General features: G+C 63.2%; 16 protein-coding genes and 1 tRNA gene. 10 read left to right on the plus strand and 7 right to left on the minus strand.

The window, feature by feature from the left end; genetic code table 11:
• Window positions 1-37: 37 nt before the first annotated feature.
• The 3 genes from EEB12_RS12830 to EEB12_RS30500 are packed head-to-tail and all read right to left on the minus strand — an operon-like array spanning window position 38 to window position 1,463.
• Entirely contained in the window at window positions 38-823 is a 786-nt protein-coding gene (locus EEB12_RS12830) for an MBL fold metallo-hydrolase (RefSeq protein WP_046377838.1), read from the minus strand.
• Window positions 823-1,293 carry a RidA family protein gene (locus tag EEB12_RS12835; RefSeq protein ID WP_019746608.1) on the minus strand — a complete coding sequence of 157 codons (471 nt, stop codon included), beginning with the start codon at window positions 1,291-1,293 and terminating at the stop codon, window positions 823-825. Before EEB12_RS12835 ends, EEB12_RS12830 begins: the two co-directional genes overlap by 1 nt.
• A gap of 5 nt (window positions 1,294-1,298) precedes the next feature.
• Entirely contained in the window at window positions 1,299-1,463 is a 165-nt protein-coding gene (locus tag EEB12_RS30500) for a hypothetical protein (protein ID WP_003943454.1), read from the minus strand.
• Window positions 1,464-1,516: 53 nt separating this feature from the next.
• Between EEB12_RS30500 and EEB12_RS12840 the strand changes: the two genes are divergently transcribed.
• Window positions 1,517-2,530, plus strand: coding sequence for an ArsA family ATPase (locus EEB12_RS12840; protein ID WP_021334234.1), 1,014 nt, complete (start codon window positions 1,517-1,519; stop codon window positions 2,528-2,530).
• On the plus strand, window positions 2,530-3,708 hold the full coding sequence (locus EEB12_RS12845; protein ID WP_029254327.1) for an ArsA family ATPase: 1,179 nt from the start codon (window positions 2,530-2,532) through the stop codon (window positions 3,706-3,708). Before EEB12_RS12840 ends, EEB12_RS12845 begins: the two co-directional genes overlap by 1 nt.
• A gap of 19 nt (window positions 3,709-3,727) precedes the next feature.
• On the opposite strand, the gene EEB12_RS12850 is transcribed toward EEB12_RS12845, so the two are convergent.
• Window positions 3,728-4,051, minus strand: coding sequence for a WhiB family transcriptional regulator (locus EEB12_RS12850; RefSeq protein WP_019746605.1), 324 nt, complete (start codon window positions 4,049-4,051; stop codon window positions 3,728-3,730).
• Between the two features lie 293 nt (window positions 4,052-4,344).
• On the opposite strand from EEB12_RS12850, the gene EEB12_RS12855 reads away from it, so the two are divergent.
• Complete coding sequence (locus EEB12_RS12855; protein WP_003943525.1) at window positions 4,345-6,714, plus strand: penicillin-binding protein; 2,370 nt, start codon at window positions 4,345-4,347, stop codon at window positions 6,712-6,714.
• Between the two features lie 94 nt (window positions 6,715-6,808).
• Here the strand turns inward: EEB12_RS12855 and EEB12_RS12860 are convergent, their stop codons facing one another.
• Window positions 6,809-7,285 carry a GatB/YqeY domain-containing protein gene (locus tag EEB12_RS12860; RefSeq protein ID WP_003943491.1) on the minus strand — a complete coding sequence of 159 codons (477 nt, stop codon included), beginning with the start codon at window positions 7,283-7,285 and terminating at the stop codon, window positions 6,809-6,811.
• Between the two features lie 132 nt (window positions 7,286-7,417).
• On the opposite strand from EEB12_RS12860, the gene EEB12_RS12865 reads away from it, so the two are divergent.
• The 4 genes from EEB12_RS12865 to EEB12_RS12880 all read left to right on the plus strand — a co-directional run bounded on the left by EEB12_RS12865 (window position 7,418) and on the right by EEB12_RS12880 (window position 9,366).
• Entirely contained in the window at window positions 7,418-8,386 is a 969-nt protein-coding gene (locus tag EEB12_RS12865) for a metallophosphoesterase (protein WP_003943461.1), read from the plus strand.
• 54 nt (window positions 8,387-8,440) lie between these two features.
• Window positions 8,441-8,514 (plus strand) — tRNA-Pro (locus tag EEB12_RS12870).
• A 74-nt stretch (window positions 8,515-8,588) separates the two neighbouring features.
• A complete protein-coding gene (locus EEB12_RS12875) occupies window positions 8,589-8,912 on the plus strand; it encodes a hypothetical protein (RefSeq protein WP_019746603.1) in 324 nt (107 codons plus the stop codon).
• 100 nt (window positions 8,913-9,012) lie between these two features.
• Window positions 9,013-9,366 (plus strand): VOC family protein, encoded by a 354-nt coding sequence (locus tag EEB12_RS12880; RefSeq protein WP_029254326.1) that lies wholly within the window; start codon window positions 9,013-9,015, stop codon window positions 9,364-9,366.
• 1 nt (window position 9,367) lies between these two features.
• Here the strand turns inward: EEB12_RS12880 and EEB12_RS12885 are convergent, their stop codons facing one another.
• Window positions 9,368-10,924, minus strand: coding sequence for an acyl-CoA synthetase (locus EEB12_RS12885; RefSeq protein ID WP_030535686.1), 1,557 nt, complete (start codon window positions 10,922-10,924; stop codon window positions 9,368-9,370).
• A gap of 189 nt (window positions 10,925-11,113) precedes the next feature.
• Here EEB12_RS12885 and EEB12_RS12890 point away from each other — a divergent pair, with 189 nt between their 5' ends.
• Entirely contained in the window at window positions 11,114-12,145 is a 1,032-nt protein-coding gene (locus tag EEB12_RS12890) for an ABC transporter substrate-binding protein (protein ID WP_020968250.1), read from the plus strand.
• Between the two features lie 55 nt (window positions 12,146-12,200).
• On the opposite strand, the gene EEB12_RS12895 is transcribed toward EEB12_RS12890, so the two are convergent.
• Window positions 12,201-12,677 (minus strand): MarR family winged helix-turn-helix transcriptional regulator, encoded by a 477-nt coding sequence (locus EEB12_RS12895; protein ID WP_020905958.1) that lies wholly within the window; start codon window positions 12,675-12,677, stop codon window positions 12,201-12,203.
• 119 nt (window positions 12,678-12,796) lie between these two features.
• Between EEB12_RS12895 and EEB12_RS12900 the strand changes: the two genes are divergently transcribed.
• Both EEB12_RS12900 and EEB12_RS12905 read left to right on the plus strand, forming a co-directional pair.
• On the plus strand, window positions 12,797-14,410 hold the full coding sequence (locus EEB12_RS12900) for a DHA2 family efflux MFS transporter permease subunit (protein ID WP_029254323.1): 1,614 nt from the start codon (window positions 12,797-12,799) through the stop codon (window positions 14,408-14,410).
• Window positions 14,411-14,505: 95 nt separating this feature from the next.
• Complete coding sequence (locus EEB12_RS12905) at window positions 14,506-15,174, plus strand: DUF6891 domain-containing protein (RefSeq protein ID WP_041814577.1); 669 nt, start codon at window positions 14,506-14,508, stop codon at window positions 15,172-15,174.

The following is a 15,174-nucleotide window of genomic DNA, read 5'->3' on the forward strand; positions in this document are numbered from 1 at the left end:
AGCGCCTCAGCGGCGCAGAATGTCGGCGCCGAGCGCCTCAGCGGCGCAGATACGCCAACTGCACGTTGACGGATTTCTCCGCCACCGGCCACAGCTTCGGGTCCACGTCGGAGTAGACGTGCTCGACAACCTCGCGCACCGATGCCGACTCCCCCAACGTCGTCAGAGCGTCCCGCACCTGGGCTAGACGCTCCTCGCGGTGAGCAAGGTACTGCTGCGAAATCGCCTGCAGATCGGGCAGGTCCGGACCGTGCCCGGGAAGAACCGTCAGTCCTTCGCCGAGTGCGGCCAACGACCGCAGTGATGTGAGGTAATCCCCCAGATCGCCGTCGGAGTCGTCCAGAACTGCTGTGCCGCGGCCGAGAATGGTGTCGCCCGTCAGCACGCTCGCATCGTTCTCGATGACTATCGACACCGAGTCAGCGGTGTGTCCTGGAGTCGCGAGGATCCGCAACTTCAGACCCGCCACCTCGATCACTTCACCGTCGACAAGCGCCGAAGCACCCCCGCGCAGAAAAGTGGGGTCGACGGAACGCACGGGAGCCGAGGTCAATTCATGGAAACGGTCCACCCCGCCGGTGTGGTCGTAGTGCCGGTGCGTGATCAAGGTCAGCGCAACCGGACCGATACCAGCGACACGTTGCAGGTGTTCCTCGTCGTTGTCGCCTGGATCGACGACTACACACTCGACGCTGCCGGGAGCATGCAGAATCCAGGTGTTCGTACCGTCCAGCGTCATCATGCCCGGATTGTTCTCGAGCAAGACCGAAGCGATGTCGGTGACGCGGCGAAGCTGCGCGTAGGCGGGATGGACCGTCGACATCAGCGAACTTCGACGATCAGTTCCACCTCGACCGGAGAGCCGAGGGGAAGCTCTGCCACGCCGACTGCCGAACGAGCATGGATACCGGCGTCGCCGAGCACCTCACCGAGGAATTCGGACGCGCCGTTGATCACGCCGGGCTGACCGGTGAATCCTTCGGCGGATGCCACGAAGCCGACAACCTTGACAACGCGAACGACGTTGTCGATGCCGACCAGGGCGTCGATGGCAGCGAGAGCGTTGAGCGCGCAGGTGCGAGCCGCAGCCTTGGCGTCGTCATCCGACACGCCCGCACCGAGCTTGCCGGTCAGCGCCAGTTTTCCGTCGACGAACGGGAGCTGACCCGACGTGTACACGTGGTTGCCGCTGCGAACCGCGGGAACGTACGCAGCAACGGGTGCCGCGACGGCGGGAAGTGCAATGCCCAGTTCGGCGAGACGCTCCGACCAGGTCTGTGTTGCCTCTGCCATGTGATTCAGCCCTTCGGACGCTTCATGTACGCGACGTGCTGCTCGCCCGACGCGCTCGGCAGGACTGCCACGAGTTCCCAGCCGTCGACACCCCAGTTGTCGAGAATTGCCTTCGGATTGTGGACCAGCAACGGAGTCACGGTGTATTCCCAGGAAGTTATTTCGCTCATGCGGTGAGCCTATCCCGCGTACATCTTCGGCCCCAGACTTATAGGCTCGCGGTGTGGTTGCATCCCAAGATGAGCTGAGCAGGACCTGGCCCGAGTCTGCGACGAAGGCCCGCCTGCACTTTGTGTCGGGTAAAGGCGGAACCGGTAAGTCCACGGTTGCCGCCGCGTTGGCGCTCGCGTTGGCCGAAGGCGGCAAGCGCGTTCTCCTCGTGGAAGTCGAGGGCCGCCAGGGAATCGCGCAGCTCTTCGACGTACCGCCGCTTCCACCGCAGGAGACCAAGGTCGCGGCCGCCGAAGGTGGCGGTGAAGTGATGGCTCTGGCCGTCGACATCGAGACCGCGTTCCTCGAATACCTCGAAATGTTCTACAACCTCGGCTTCGCCGGCCGGGCGATGCGTAAGTTCGGCGCCATCGAATTCGCCACCACCATCGCTCCCGGCCTTCGCGACGTTCTGCTCACCGGCAAGATCAAGGAGTGCGTCATCCGCACCGATCGAACCGGCAAACGCGTGTACGACGCCGTTGTCGTCGACGCTCCCCCGACCGGACGAATCGGCAGCTTCCTCGACGTCACCAAGGCGATGGCCGATCTCGCCAAGGGCGGCCCGGTGCACTCCCAGAGTGAAGGCGTCGTTCGGCTGCTGCACTCGCCGGAGACCGTCGTACATCTTGTTGCACTTCTCGAAGCGCTGCCCGTTCAGGAAACTGCCGACGCCGCCGCAGAACTGGCGCGCGACGACCTCAACCTCGGTGCCATCATCGTCAACCGCGCCAGCCCGAGGTTCTTGCCCGAAGACGAACTCTCCGGTGCCGCTGCCGGCGATATCGACGCGGCTTCGATCCGGTCGACACTCTCGGACGTCGGCATCGATCTGTCCGACGACGACTTCGCAGGCCTGCTCACCGAGACGATCGAGCATGCCTCGGTGCTCGAAGCTCAAGAATCCAGCGCCGAGAAGCTCCGCGAGATCGACGGGGCTCGGGTGCAACTTCCCGCACTCGCCGACGGCGTCGATCTCGGTGGGCTGTACGAGCTTGCCGAATACCTCACGGAACAGGGCGTGTGATGACCGAGACCACCGAGAACGTGACGGTCGGCAGTTCCAGGACCGGCCGACGCGCAGCTCCTGCCCTCGATATTTCGGCGATCATCAAGGACCCGACGGCCCGGATCGTGGTTTGTTGCGGCGCAGGTGGCGTCGGCAAGACCACGACGGCCGCGTCCCTGGCGTTGCGTGCAGCCGAAGAGGGCCGACGCGTAGTCGTCCTCACCATCGATCCGGCCCGCCGCCTCGCACAGGCCCTGGGTGTGGCCGAACTCGACAACACTCCGCAGCCGGTGAAGCTGGGTCCCGAGGCCACGGGCGAACTGCACGCAATGATGCTGAACATGCGTCGGACTTTCGACGAGATGGTCATCGAGCATTCGAGCCCTGAGAAGGCCGAGCAGATCCTGGCGAATCCCTTCTATCAAACCGTTGCCACATCGTTCTCCGGAACGCAGGAGTACATGGCGATGGAGAAGTTGGGGCAGCTGGCGTCGAACGACGCGTGGGATCTGGTGATCGTCGATACCCCGCCGTCGCGCAATGCGCTCGACTTCCTCGACGCCCCGCAGAGGCTCGGCACATTCCTCGACGGACGGATGATCCGGCTGCTCTCCGCACCCGGCCGTGGCCTGACCAGGCTCGTGGCCGGCGCGATGGGATTGGCACTGAAGGGTGTCTCGACCATCGTGGGAAGCCAAATGCTTTCGGATGCATCGGCATTCGTGCAGTCGCTCGACTCGATGTTCGGCGGTTTCCGTGAACGCGCAACGAAGACCTACGAGTTGCTACGTCAGCCGGGGACTCATTTCCTGGTGATCGCAGCGGCCGAACCCGACGCTCTGCGCGAGGCGGCGTTCTTCGTCGATCGCCTTGCGGGCGACTCGATGCCGTTGGCCGGTCTGGTTCTCAACCGCACGCACCCGACATTGACGGCTCTGCCTGCCGATCATGCGGTGACCGCCGCCGACAAACTGGAAGCGAAGGAAAGTGCGACCGAGGCCGAAGCCCTCACCGCAGCCGTTCTCCGCATCCATGCCCATCGGGCAGTGATCGCGAAGCGGGAGATCGCCTTGCTGAGTCGATTCACCGCAGCTCACCCGAGGGTGCCGCTGATCGGTGTTCCGTCGCTACCGTTCGAGGTCTCGGACCTCGAGGCGCTGCGCGCGGTGGGAGATCAGCTCACTCGTAAGGGCTGATCCCCCCGATCGGCCTGGATCAGACTGCTGAGTGATGCTGGCGCTGGTCTTCGAAGAACTCGGACCAGGAGTCGACGTCGGGGTGCTGCTTGAGCAGTGCACGGCGCTGACGCTCGGTCATTCCGCCCCACACACCGAACTCGACACGATTGTCGAGAGCATCTGCTCCGCACTGCATGAGGACCGGGCAGTGACGGCAGATGGTGGCCGCCTTGCGCTGCGCGGCGCCACGAACAAAAAGTTGGTCGGGGTCGACCTCGCGGCATCGTGCCTTAGTTACCCAGGCAATTCGTGCCTCGGCCTGCTCGATGTCCAAACGGCTACTCGGGGTGGCTGTGTACATTCTGGGTCCCCTCTACAAAGTCTGACCGTCGCCATAGGGCGAGCAGCGCACCATCTCAGCCGTCCCCGCGGTAGCACGGTGAAAGCTGAGACACATTCGTGATCGAGTGTTACGTCGATCACACTGATCACAATTTAGGTAAAGAACGGCCCTAACGCAAGACGCTCGGGAGCATTTTTTGGTACGGCAGTACAAAGCGCGTGTTCAGAAGGTTTTGAACACCCCCAAAACACTGAAACCGGTTCCAATGGGTGGGCACACGTACTCTGTAGATCGTGTCGATTGCAAAAACAGTGGCGAAGCTCGCCGGAAGCTCCGCATTGGCGGGTGTCCTGGTCGCAGGGGTGATGTTCCCAGTGGCGGGCGGATTCGGATTCGCGTCCAACCGCGCCGCCGATACCGTCGACAACGTCTCGGCCGAACTGGTCGAAGGCACGGTCCCCGCGGTGTCCACCATGGTCGATGCGGCAGGCAATCCCATTGCCTGGCTCTACGACCAACGACGCTTCGAAGTCCCGAGCGAGAAGATCTCCAACAACATGAAGTTGGCGATCGTCTCCATCGAGGACCGCCGGTTCCCCGACCACAAGGGCGTCGACTGGCAGGGAACGCTGCGTGCCTTCCTCACCAACACGACGACCGGTGAAGTGCAGCAGGGCGCGTCGACACTCGATCAGCAGTATGTGAAGAACTACCAACTGTTGGTCGTGGCCAAGACGGATGCCGAGCGCCGCGCTGCCATCGAGACCACCCCGGCCCGAAAGATCCGCGAGATCCGGATGGCCCTGACGCTGGACAAGGAACTCACGAAAGACGAGATCCTCACCCGGTACCTCAACCTCGTACCGTTCGGCAACGGATCCTTCGGCATCCAGGACGCGGCTCAGACCTACTTCGGCGTCGATGCCGCAGATCTGACCGTTCCCCAGTCGGCGATGCTTGCCGGCATGGTTCAGTCCAGCTCCGCACTGAACCCGTACACGAACGTCGAGGGCGTGACCGAGCGTCGTAACACCGTGCTCGACACCATGATCACGAACATTCCGGATCGTGCCGACGAGTTCCGCGCCGCCAAGGAAGAGCCCCTCGGCGTCCTGGAAACCCCCAACAACTTGCCGCGCGGCTGCATCGCTGCAGGCGATCGCGGATTCTTCTGTGACTACGCACTGAAGTACCTCTCGGACGCCGGAATCACGCGCGACCAGATCAACGAGGGTGGTTACCTCATCAAGACCACTCTCGATCCGCAGGTCCAGGCGTCCACCAAGGCCGGACTGAACGCGAACGCGAGCGCCAACCTCGACGGCATCGCGAACGTGATGAACGTGATCAGGCCGGGCCAGGATTCACACAAGGTCATCGCGATGGCCAGCAGTCGCACGTACGGTCTCAATGCCGACGCCGACGAAACCGTCCAGGCACAGCCGTACTCCCTTGCGGGTGACGGTGCGGGTTCCGTCTTCAAGATCTTCACGACGGCTGCGGCGATGGAGAAGGGCCTCGGTATCAACGCGACGCTCGACGTGCCCAAGCGATTCGAAGCCAAGGGCATGGGTAGCGGTGGTGCGGCCGGTTGCCCGGTGTCGACCTACTGCGTGGAGAACGCCGGCAACTACCCGCCGACGCTGTCCGTGACCGACGCGCTGGCACAGTCCCCCAACACCGCTTTCGTCAAGCTCATCGAGGCAACCGGCGTCACGCCGACCGTCGACATGGCCGTCCGTCTCGGCATGCGCTCGTACGCCGATCCCAACACCTCGGGCTTCGACGAGCGCAGCATGGCCGACTTCCAGAAGGAACAGAACCTCGGTTCGTTCACCCTCGGTCCCACCTGGATCAACCCGCTCGAACTCTCCAACGTCGCGGCCACTCTCGCCTCGCACGGCAAGTGGTGCCCGCCGAGTCCCATCGATTCGGTCTTCGACCGCTACGGCAAGCCGGTGGCCGTCACCGAGCAGGGCTGTGAGCAGGTTGTCGAGCCCGGCTTGGCAGACACACTCGCCAACGCCATGAGCCGTGACGACGTCGGCGCCGGTACGTCTGCCGGAGCTGCAAGCAGCGCCGGATGGAGCCTGCCGATGTCGGGCAAGACGGGTACCACCGAGACCCACAAGTCCTCGGCGTTCCTCGGCTTCACCAACAACCTCGCTGCTGCCGTCTACATCTTCGGCGACTCCCCGACGCCGGGAGAGATCTGCTCGAGCCCGCTGCGCCCCTGCTACAGCGGCAACCTGTACGGCGGTACCGAACCGGCGAGATCCTGGTTCGCGGCAATGAACCCGGTCGCCAACAACTTCGGGCCCACCTCGCTGCCTCCGATCGACGAGAAGTACGCACGGGGATCGCAGAACGGCCAGGTTCCCGAGGTTGTCGGCCTGAGCCAGTCGGCTGCGACGTCGAGGTTGCAGGCGTCCGGCTTCACGGTCAATTCCGTGACCACGGCGTCCGGAGCACGCGCGGGAACGGTCACCGGAGTTTCGCCGTCCGGGTCCGCGATCCCGGGTTCGACCGTCACGATCTACATCAGTGACGGTTCTGTGAGGGCTCCGGCAGCACCCGCATCCCCGGCAGCTCCAGCAGCTCCGGCACCGGGCGCGACTCCCCCGGATGCGACTCCGCCCGGAGGTGAACCCGCACCGCCTGCGGGGACCCCGCCGAACTGACGGCCCTGAAAACTGACGGCTCTGAAAACAAGAACGGCCGCGATCTCCGAGTGACTCAGAGATCGCGGCCGTTTTCGATTCTGGTGGCGCGCTTCTACAGGCGGGACTTCACTGCTGCAGAGATACGGGCGCCATCGGCCTTGCCCTTGGCCAGCGCGCTGGCGGCCTTGATGACCTGGCCCATCTGGCGCATCCCCGGACGCTCACCGAGCTCCTCGGACACCTGAGCGAGGGCGGTGTCGACGACGTCGACAAGCTCGGCGTCGGTCAACGGCGTCGGCAGGTACTCGTCGATGATCTGAGCTTCGGCGCGCTCTTTCGCGGCAAGCTCACCGCGGCCGTTCTCGGTGTAGATCTCGGCCGATTCGCCGCGCTTCTTCGATTCCTTTGCAAGGACTTTGATGATTTCTTCGTCGGTGAGGACTCGTGCTTCCTTACCGGCCACCTCTTCGGTCTGGATGGCTGCCATGAGCATCCGAAGGGTGGCTGTACGTAGCGGATCCTTCGCCTTCATGGATGCAACCATGTCGGTTCGGAGGGTGGCTTTGAGCGATGGTGTCGTGTCGGACATGGTGGAAACGTTACGCGCTCGGCGTTTCGAGCGTGCCGATAGTTACCTCCGCCCGGACACAATTCTCTGTGGAATAGCTGTAAAAGGCGGCGAGAGCGACGCAGAAGAACGCCACACCCGTATCCTTGAGAGGTGTCTTCCCAGTTCCGCACCAATCTGACCCGCACCGCACTTGGTGCCGCGGGCGCCGCTGCACTAGGGATCGGGTACGCATCCGGCATCGAACGCAATGCATTTGCACTGCGTGAGGTGACGATGCCAGTCCTGGCGCCCGGTTCGTCGTCGCTGCGGGTCCTCCATCTCAGCGACCTGCACATGATGCCGAACCAACGGTTGAAACAGAATTGGTTGCGTGAGCTCGAAGGCCTCGACCCCGACCTCGTGGTCAACACCGGCGACAACTTGTCGCATCAGCGCAGCGTCCCGGCAGTGGTCCAGGCGCTCGGTGATCTGTTGGCTCGGCCGGGTCTGTTCGTCTTCGGCAGCAACGACTACTTCGCTCCGAAACCGAAGAACCCACTGAGCTACATCTTCAACAAGGACAAGCGCATCACCGGGGATCCCCTCCCCTGGGGCGATCTGCGGGCCGCGTTCACCGAACGTGGATGGCTGGACATGACCCACGTGCGCCGCGAGCTCGAAGTGGCCGGTATTCGCATCGCAGCCGCCGGCGTCGACGATCCGCACCTGAAGCGTGATCGCTACGACACCGTCGCCGGAACACCCAATCCCGTCGCCCAGCTCAAGCTTGGTCTGACGCACTCGCCCGAACCTCGAGTTCTCGATCGGTTCGCCGACGACGGTTACGATCTTGTGCTCGCCGGCCACACGCACGGTGGTCAGCTGTGCCTTCCGTTCTACGGCGCGTTGGTCACCAACTGCCAGATCGATCGATCCCGGGTCAAGGGGCCGTCGAAGTGGGGCGCGCACACCCAGCTGCACGTCTCCGCGGGCATCGGCACTTCGCCGTGGGCTCCGGCACGCTTCTGCTGCCGCCCAGAGGCAACTCTGTTGACTCTGGTTCCGGCCACCAGGCGCGAACCGGAGCACGTCTCAGCACACAGTTCCGCAGAGTCTCCAGCGTCGGTTCTACGCAACTGACCTGCGGATTTAATGTCAGTCGACTCGGTAATGTAAGCTAACCGAGGTTCGACACGGGGTGTGGCGCAGCTTGGTAGCGCGCTTCGTTCGGGACGAAGAGGTCGTGGGTTCAAATCCCGCCACCCCGACAGTGAAGAACAGCAATCGAGGCCCTTCCGCTCACGCGGGAGGGCCTCGATTGCGTTGACGATAAGGTGAAGCCGTGGCATCCCAACCAGACTTTGCGCACAACGACATGGCGAGCCGTAGCCGACGCGAGAAAGCCGTCGGCCTGGCCAAGTTCGCCTGGGATCGCGATATCAGTAGCGCAGAGTTGCTCGAGATGCCCGACGATCGACTGCGCAAACTCGCACGTGCGGCCGGCGCCAATCCGCCGAGCACGCGGGAGACCTGGACCATCGCGGCCGGACTGCTCGACGAGAAAGCTGTGTGGGCAGCCGCTAACCCTGACCGTCCCGAAGCTCGGCGTGAGCATCCGGACGAGAAGATCATGTGGGTGAAGAAGCCGATCGAGCCGTGGCTGTGACAGCCGAATTGAGCGCAGCTGTGACAGCCGAGTTCAGCACAGCTGTGACAGCCGAATTCAGCACAGCTGTGACAGCCGAATTGAGCGGAGCTGTGAAGCGGTGATCGGGCAGGTTGATGAGGTGGTCGTCGACTGCTCGTCTCCTATTGCACTGGCGAAATTCTGGGCCGGAATCCTCGGCGGACAACCAGTGGAGCGAAACACCGCGTGGGCGTTTGTCGACCCTCCAGGATGGACCCGCCTCGCGTTCCAGCGCGTACCGGAATCCAAGCTGACGAAGAATCGTCTACACATCGACGTCAGCGTGGATGACGTCGTCGCTGCAACCGAGGCCGCCGAGCGCCTCGGCGCAACTCGGGTCGGTACTGTCCAGCAGGACCCGGCCGGTACCTTTCAGGTGCTGCTGGATCCAGAGGGAAACGAGTGGTGCGTCGTCCGAAGTATCGGAAGGTGATTCACACTCCCGCTACGGTTTCGCGAGCCCAACGGTAGTCGGCCTTCCCACTGGGTGAGCGGAGGATGCTGGGTACCAGCACGATCGACCGGGGGATCTTGTACCCGGCGACGTGGGTGCGGCAGTGTTCCGACAATGATTCCGTCGCAACATCTTCGAACCCCGGCCGAACCTGCACGACAGCGGCAACCTTCTCACCGAATCGTGCGTCGGGCGCGCCCGCTACCAAAGCGTCGAAAACTGCCGGGTGAGTTTTGAGCGCCTGCTCCACTTCTTCGGGGTAGACCTTCTCGCCGCCGGAGTTGATGCACATCGAACCGCGCCCGAGCAGCACGATGGTTCCGTCGGCTTCCATCGTGCCCATGTCCCCGAGTACCGCCAGACGCACCCCGTCGACGACAGGAAAAGTTGCAGCAGTCTTGGCGGGGTCGTCGAAGTAGGCCACGGGGACATGGCCGGCCCTGGCGATGAAACCGGTTGTGCCCGAGCCTGGTTCGATGCGACGAAATTCGTCGTCGACAAGAATCATGTTGGGGTTGGATCGAATTCGCTTTGAACCGTCCTCACCGAATTCGACGACGCCGTCGTTGCCGGATTCCGAAGCACCGAAGGCATCCTTGATCACCAGTCCCGGTAATCGGGTTGTCAGTTCTGCCTTCAGGTTCGGGGAGAACAATGCGCCACCCGACCCGATCAGTTTGAGAGTCGAAAGGTCGTAGCGCCCTTCGCTTGCAGCGATGGCGTCGGCGATCGGCCGAGCAATCGCGTCGCCGACGACCGTGATTCCGGTGATCTTCTCGGCCTCGACCAGTCGCAACACTTCCATCGGATCGAAGCTGCGGGTCAGTACTCGGGGCGCTCCCATGAGGAAAGCCGTGAGCAGCGAATAGATCGCGGCTCCATGCATGAGCGGCGGGATGAGTAGCAGCACAGTTGGATTGATGTTCGCCACCGCCGCATCCACAACCTCTTCGAGACTCCGACGCGGCGGCCCGCTGAGGTTCGCTCCGGACAGCGCGGCGAAGAAGAAGTCCTCGTGCCGCCACACCACGCCCTTGGGCATTCCGGTTGTACCGCCGGTGTAGATGATGAAATGGTCGTCGTTGCTTCGCGGGCCGAAGTCGCGGGTGTCAGTCTGCGCGGCAAGGGCGTTCTCATAGTCGTCGCCGACGATCAGCACGTGGGAGATCTCCGGACACTGCGGAACCACGGCCAATGCCGTCGGCGCGAATTCCTCTTCGACGAGTAATGCCACCATTTGAGAGTTGGTGTAGATGTACAGGAGTTCTGCATCGGTGTAGCGGAAGTTGACGTTGATCGGCACTGCTCTGATCTTCAAGCAAGCCAGGAGCGCTTCGACGTACTCGACGCAGTTGCGCATATGAATACCGACGTGCTGCCCCGGCTCGACGCCGACGGACTGCAGATGATGTGCGAGTCGGTTCGATCGCAGTTCGAGTTCGGCGTAGTTCAACCGCGCGTCTTCCAGAATCAAGGGAACCCGATCGGGGATCGCATCGGCAACGGCCTCGAACAGATCGGCAATGTTCAGGGTCATCGAAATCCTCACTACACGCGTCTTCGCTTACCAGTACAGGTCTTTCGCGAAGCTAACACGTTGGTCGCACCCTGTAGTCCGAATTGCGTAGCGGTCCCGCTGAGCGAGACCTGACGCGCTGCTCACCTGACATCAACGGTGCGGATACCTCTCTGACCAAGCCCGATAGCCGGAAGGTAGGGTAGCCTAATGCATTCACGCACCACTCTCCGGAGCCGCACGTCGGTCCGGGTCGCCATGGTTGCCCTGGCGACTGTTTTTGCCGCTACGGCCTGCGGTTCTTCCGACGCCGGCGGCAACGCAAACGGCAACACCGATGTCGCAACCGGCGGCAAGCTGTTCAGCACCGCCGACACGGAAACCGCGAAGCTCGGCAGCGATGCTGCGCCCGGCGAGTTCCCACGCACCATCACCCATGCTCTGGGCGAGACCACCCTCGAGGCCAAGCCGACCCGTGTCGTCGTCCTCGACAGCGGCGAACTCGACGAGGTCCTCTCGCTCGGGATCACCCCGGTCGGCATCGCCAGCCCGGAAAGTGCCGCCGGTCAGCCGTCGTACCTGGCTGACAAATTGGTCGGCGTTCCCGATGTCGGCACGACCAACAACCTCAACCTCGAGGCGATCACCGCACTGCAGCCAGATCTGATCCTCGGCAGCAAGTTGCGCCAGGACAAGCTTTACCCGCAGCTCGCGGCAATCGCGCCGACGGTCTTCAGCATCCGCCCCGGCTTCCCGTGGAAGGAGAACTTCCTCCTTGCCGGTGACGCACTCGGCGAGGAGACCAAGGCCGAGCAGGTTCTCAACGACTACCAGACGCACGCGGATCAGGTCCGTGAGTCGATCGACGGTTCGCCGACCATCTCGCTGGTTCGCTTCATGTCCGGGAAGCTGCGCCTGTACGGCAACCTGTCGTTCATCGGCGTCATCTTGAAGGATGTCGGCCTGCCACGCCCGGCGATCCAGGACATCAACGAGTTGGCCGTCGAGGTCAGCCCGGAAACGATCACCGAGGCAGAGGGTGACCGAATCTTCTACTCCAGCTACGGAAATCCCGCAGACACCGGTCAGACCACCGTTGTCGCCGGCCCGCTGTGGGCAAGCATGGACGCAGTCAAGGAAGGCCGCGCCACCGAGGTGAGTGACGAGACCTGGTTCCTGGGCCTCGGCCCGACAGGCGCAGGCCTGGTTCTCGACGACCTGCAGGCCAAGCTCGGCAAGTAGCCGTCACCGACACAAAAAAGCCGCCCGACTCTCCGGAGTCGGGCGGCTTTTTTGTTCAGCGGTTGTCCTGCTCGAGGTGTTCGTTCATCGTCGAGTGCAGGTCGACGAGAAATTCCTCGAATCGACTGAGCAGTTCGGGCGGGTATTTCTCCATCATGGCGTCGAGTCGCACGGCAAGTGGGCCGAAAAACTCGTCCGCGAGGTCCTGCACATGCGCACTGCTGTGCAGCGTGACCACGCGACGGTCTGCATTCTCACGGGTCCGGACGATATGTCCCGCCTTCTCCAGGCGGTTGAGCAACGCGGTGGTTGCGCCCGACGTCAGCGAGATCCGCTCTCCGAGGCGGGCGGGCGAGAGCGGCGCCCCCTTCTCCTCGGCAGCTGTGATTTCCATCAAGGCAGTCGCGTCGGTGGAATGCAGGCCGAGCCACGACGCGAATCGATGACTGAATTCGGTGAACGTCCCACCGTACGCGCGGAATTCGTCCATCAGCCGCTCCCGCTCCACGGAGATGTCGCGCGGTGCTTCCACCCCGTGATCCCACCTTTCCTGTGCCAGACGGCGGCCGGTCGAGCCCAGCGCGCACGTTGACAACTTACCGCCTCAAATATACCTTCACTGTGAAGTTACTTCACAATGGAGGTTTATTCGTGAACATCTCACCCACCACTCGCAAGTGGTTGGGCCTGATCGCCATCGCACTCGGCGTGGCACTGATCGTCGTCGACACCACTATCGTCAACGTCATAGTTCCCTCGATCATCGAAGATCTCGGGATCAACTCCGTTCAGGCTCAATGGATCCAAGAGTCCTACGCAATCGTGTTCGCGGCGCTCCTGCTATTGGTCGGCAGAGTTGCGGACCTGGTCGGCGCCCGTCGCATCTTCATCGCCGGTGTCGTCGTGTTCGGCGCAACGAGCCTACTGGCCGGACTGGCACCGAACGGCGGCCTGCTCATCCTGGCGCGATTCCTGCAGGGCGCCGGCGCGGCCATGATCCTGCCCACCTCACTGTCACTTCTGAACGCGATGTTCACCGGCAAAGCCCGCGGCCAGGCCTTCGCAGTCTGGGGTTCCACCATCGGTGCAGCCTCCGCTCTCGGCCCATTGCTCGGCGGCTGGCTTGCCGAACATGCCTCATGGCGTTGGGCATTCGGCATCAATATTCCGCTTGCTGCGCTCATTCTGATCGGCGCAGTGCTGTTCATCGCGCCCTCACCCCGCACCGCTGGACGCATCGACGCCACCGGAGCGGCACTGTCCATCGCCGGCCTGGGCCTGCTCGCCTTCGGCCTCGTCGAGGGACGTACGTATGGGTGGCTGACGACGAAGGAACCCTTCGATCTGTTCGGCCTGTCATGGTCCAGCGGACCGTCGCCGGTTCTGGTGGCATTGGTTCTCGCCGTTCTGTCGCTCGGTGCGTTCGCCTACCGCCAAACCATGCTCACCCGCAGCGACGATCCGTCGCGGGCGCTGATGGACGTACGGCTGTTCTCCATCTCGTCGTTCCGCAACGGCAACATCGCGACGCTGATCATCGGACTCGGTGAGTTCGGAATCGTTGCGGTGCTTCCTCTCTGGCTTCAGTTCACGCTCGGGTACAGCGCACTCCAGGCAGGGCTCGCGCTGGTTCCCATTGCCATCGGCAGCTTCGTCGCCAGTGGTGCGAGCTTCGGAATGGCGTCGAAGGTCTCGCCGTTGGGCTTGGTCCGTATCGGTTTGGCCCTCGAAGCGCTCGGTCTCGCCGGTCTCGGATTCATCGCGGCGACAGACAGCCCCTGGTGGACTATCGCCGCAGTGCTCTTCTTCTACGGCATCGGTGTCGGTTTTGCGACTGCGCAGGTGACCAACGTCGTGCTCGAGGAGATTCCCGAGCAGAGCGCCGGTCAAGGCTCCGGCATTCAGAGTGCGTTCCGCCAACTCGGATCCGCACTGGGCATCGCTGTCCTCACCACGGTGTTCTTCAGCACTCTCAATTCCACGCTGAACAACGACCTCACCGAATCCGGTGTCGACCAAGCTCAGGCTGATCAGTTGACGCGTGCTGTCACCGACAGCGCGGGCGCCGCCATCGACTCGCTGGCCGGGTCACCGAGCACCGCTTTCGTCGCCGACGCTGCACAGTCTGCAATGACTCACGGGATCACACTCGGCGGATACCTTGCGGCCGGATTTGTCGTGGTCGGCCTGATCGCCACCGCGCTCATCCCGAACAAGCCTGCCCCGTCGACCGAGGAGGAAACAAAGGCAGCAGCCGACGCCTGACGGCCGGATCGGTGCAGTACGGTGCCGGTATGCGATTGCCCTGGTCACGGTCAGCACAGTCACGTCGGTCAGCACGGTCACGTCAGCCTGCAACGGTGCTCAGCGCGGCCGACATCGTGGCCGTCCGTGAGCAAGCACGCGAATTGGTAGTCCCCGGTTTCGCGACGTTCGACGAAATCTGCGAAGCCGCCCGAGACTGTGTCGAGGGCGGTTTCGAGAACGATGAACTCGGCAGACAGATCGACGCAGTAGTGCGTGAGGTCTGGGACCAAAGGCTCGGGGAGCAGACCCAGTGGACGGGTCCCGGCGACTTCGAGCGCGTATCCGCCGCCTTCGCAGAACTCGAGCGCAACGGCATCGTGGCCCGCATGAACTTCACCTGCTGCATGCAGTGCGGCACTACCGAAATCGACGACGAACGCACGCCGTCCGAACCGGACGAGAACGGGTATCCCTTTGCTCAGTGGGCGTACACGTTCTTCCACATGCAAGATGCGGAGCGTCTCGGCGACGAGCCGTCCGATCTCTACTTGTCCTACAGTGCGTTTCGTCCGGCCCACGATCTCGATCCCGCGCTGGTCTCCGCCGCGTTCGGCGGCGACGAAACCGCCAAGGCACAGATGATCGCGCACACCGATCAGACCGTCGGGCGCCAGGTAGCCGACGCACTCCGAGCCCAGGGACTGAGCGTCGACTGGAACGGTGACAACAATCAGCGCATCCGCATCTCCGACGTGCGCTGGCGCAAACCACTACCGCAGTAG

The organism is Rhodococcus sp. WS1 (assembly GCF_003797745.1).
Lineage (GTDB): Bacteria > Actinomycetota > Actinomycetes > Mycobacteriales > Mycobacteriaceae > Rhodococcus_F > Rhodococcus_F erythropolis.

What these genes read in the sequence shown, in the direction of transcription:
- EEB12_RS30500 (WP_003943454.1), bottom strand. Translation starts at nt 1,463, where the DNA reads ATGAGCGAAATAACTTCCTGGGAATACACCGTGACTCCGTTGCTGGTC.
- EEB12_RS12885 (WP_030535686.1), bottom strand. Translation starts at nt 10,924, where the DNA reads ATGACCCTGAACATTGCCGATCTGTTCGAGGCCGTTGCCGATGCGATC.
- EEB12_RS12845 (WP_029254327.1), top strand. Translation starts at nt 2,530, where the DNA reads ATGACCGAGACCACCGAGAACGTGACGGTCGGCAGTTCCAGGACCGGC.
- EEB12_RS12890 (WP_020968250.1), top strand. Translation starts at nt 11,114, where the DNA reads ATGCATTCACGCACCACTCTCCGGAGCCGCACGTCGGTCCGGGTCGCC.
- EEB12_RS12850 (WP_019746605.1), bottom strand. Translation starts at nt 4,051, where the DNA reads ATGTACACAGCCACCCCGAGTAGCCGTTTGGACATCGAGCAGGCCGAG.
- EEB12_RS12860 (WP_003943491.1), bottom strand. Translation starts at nt 7,285, where the DNA reads ATGTCCGACACGACACCATCGCTCAAAGCCACCCTCCGAACCGACATG.
- EEB12_RS12830 (WP_046377838.1), bottom strand. Translation starts at nt 823, where the DNA reads ATGTCGACGGTCCATCCCGCCTACGCGCAGCTTCGCCGCGTCACCGAC.
- EEB12_RS12835 (WP_019746608.1), bottom strand. Translation starts at nt 1,293, where the DNA reads ATGGCAGAGGCAACACAGACCTGGTCGGAGCGTCTCGCCGAACTGGGC.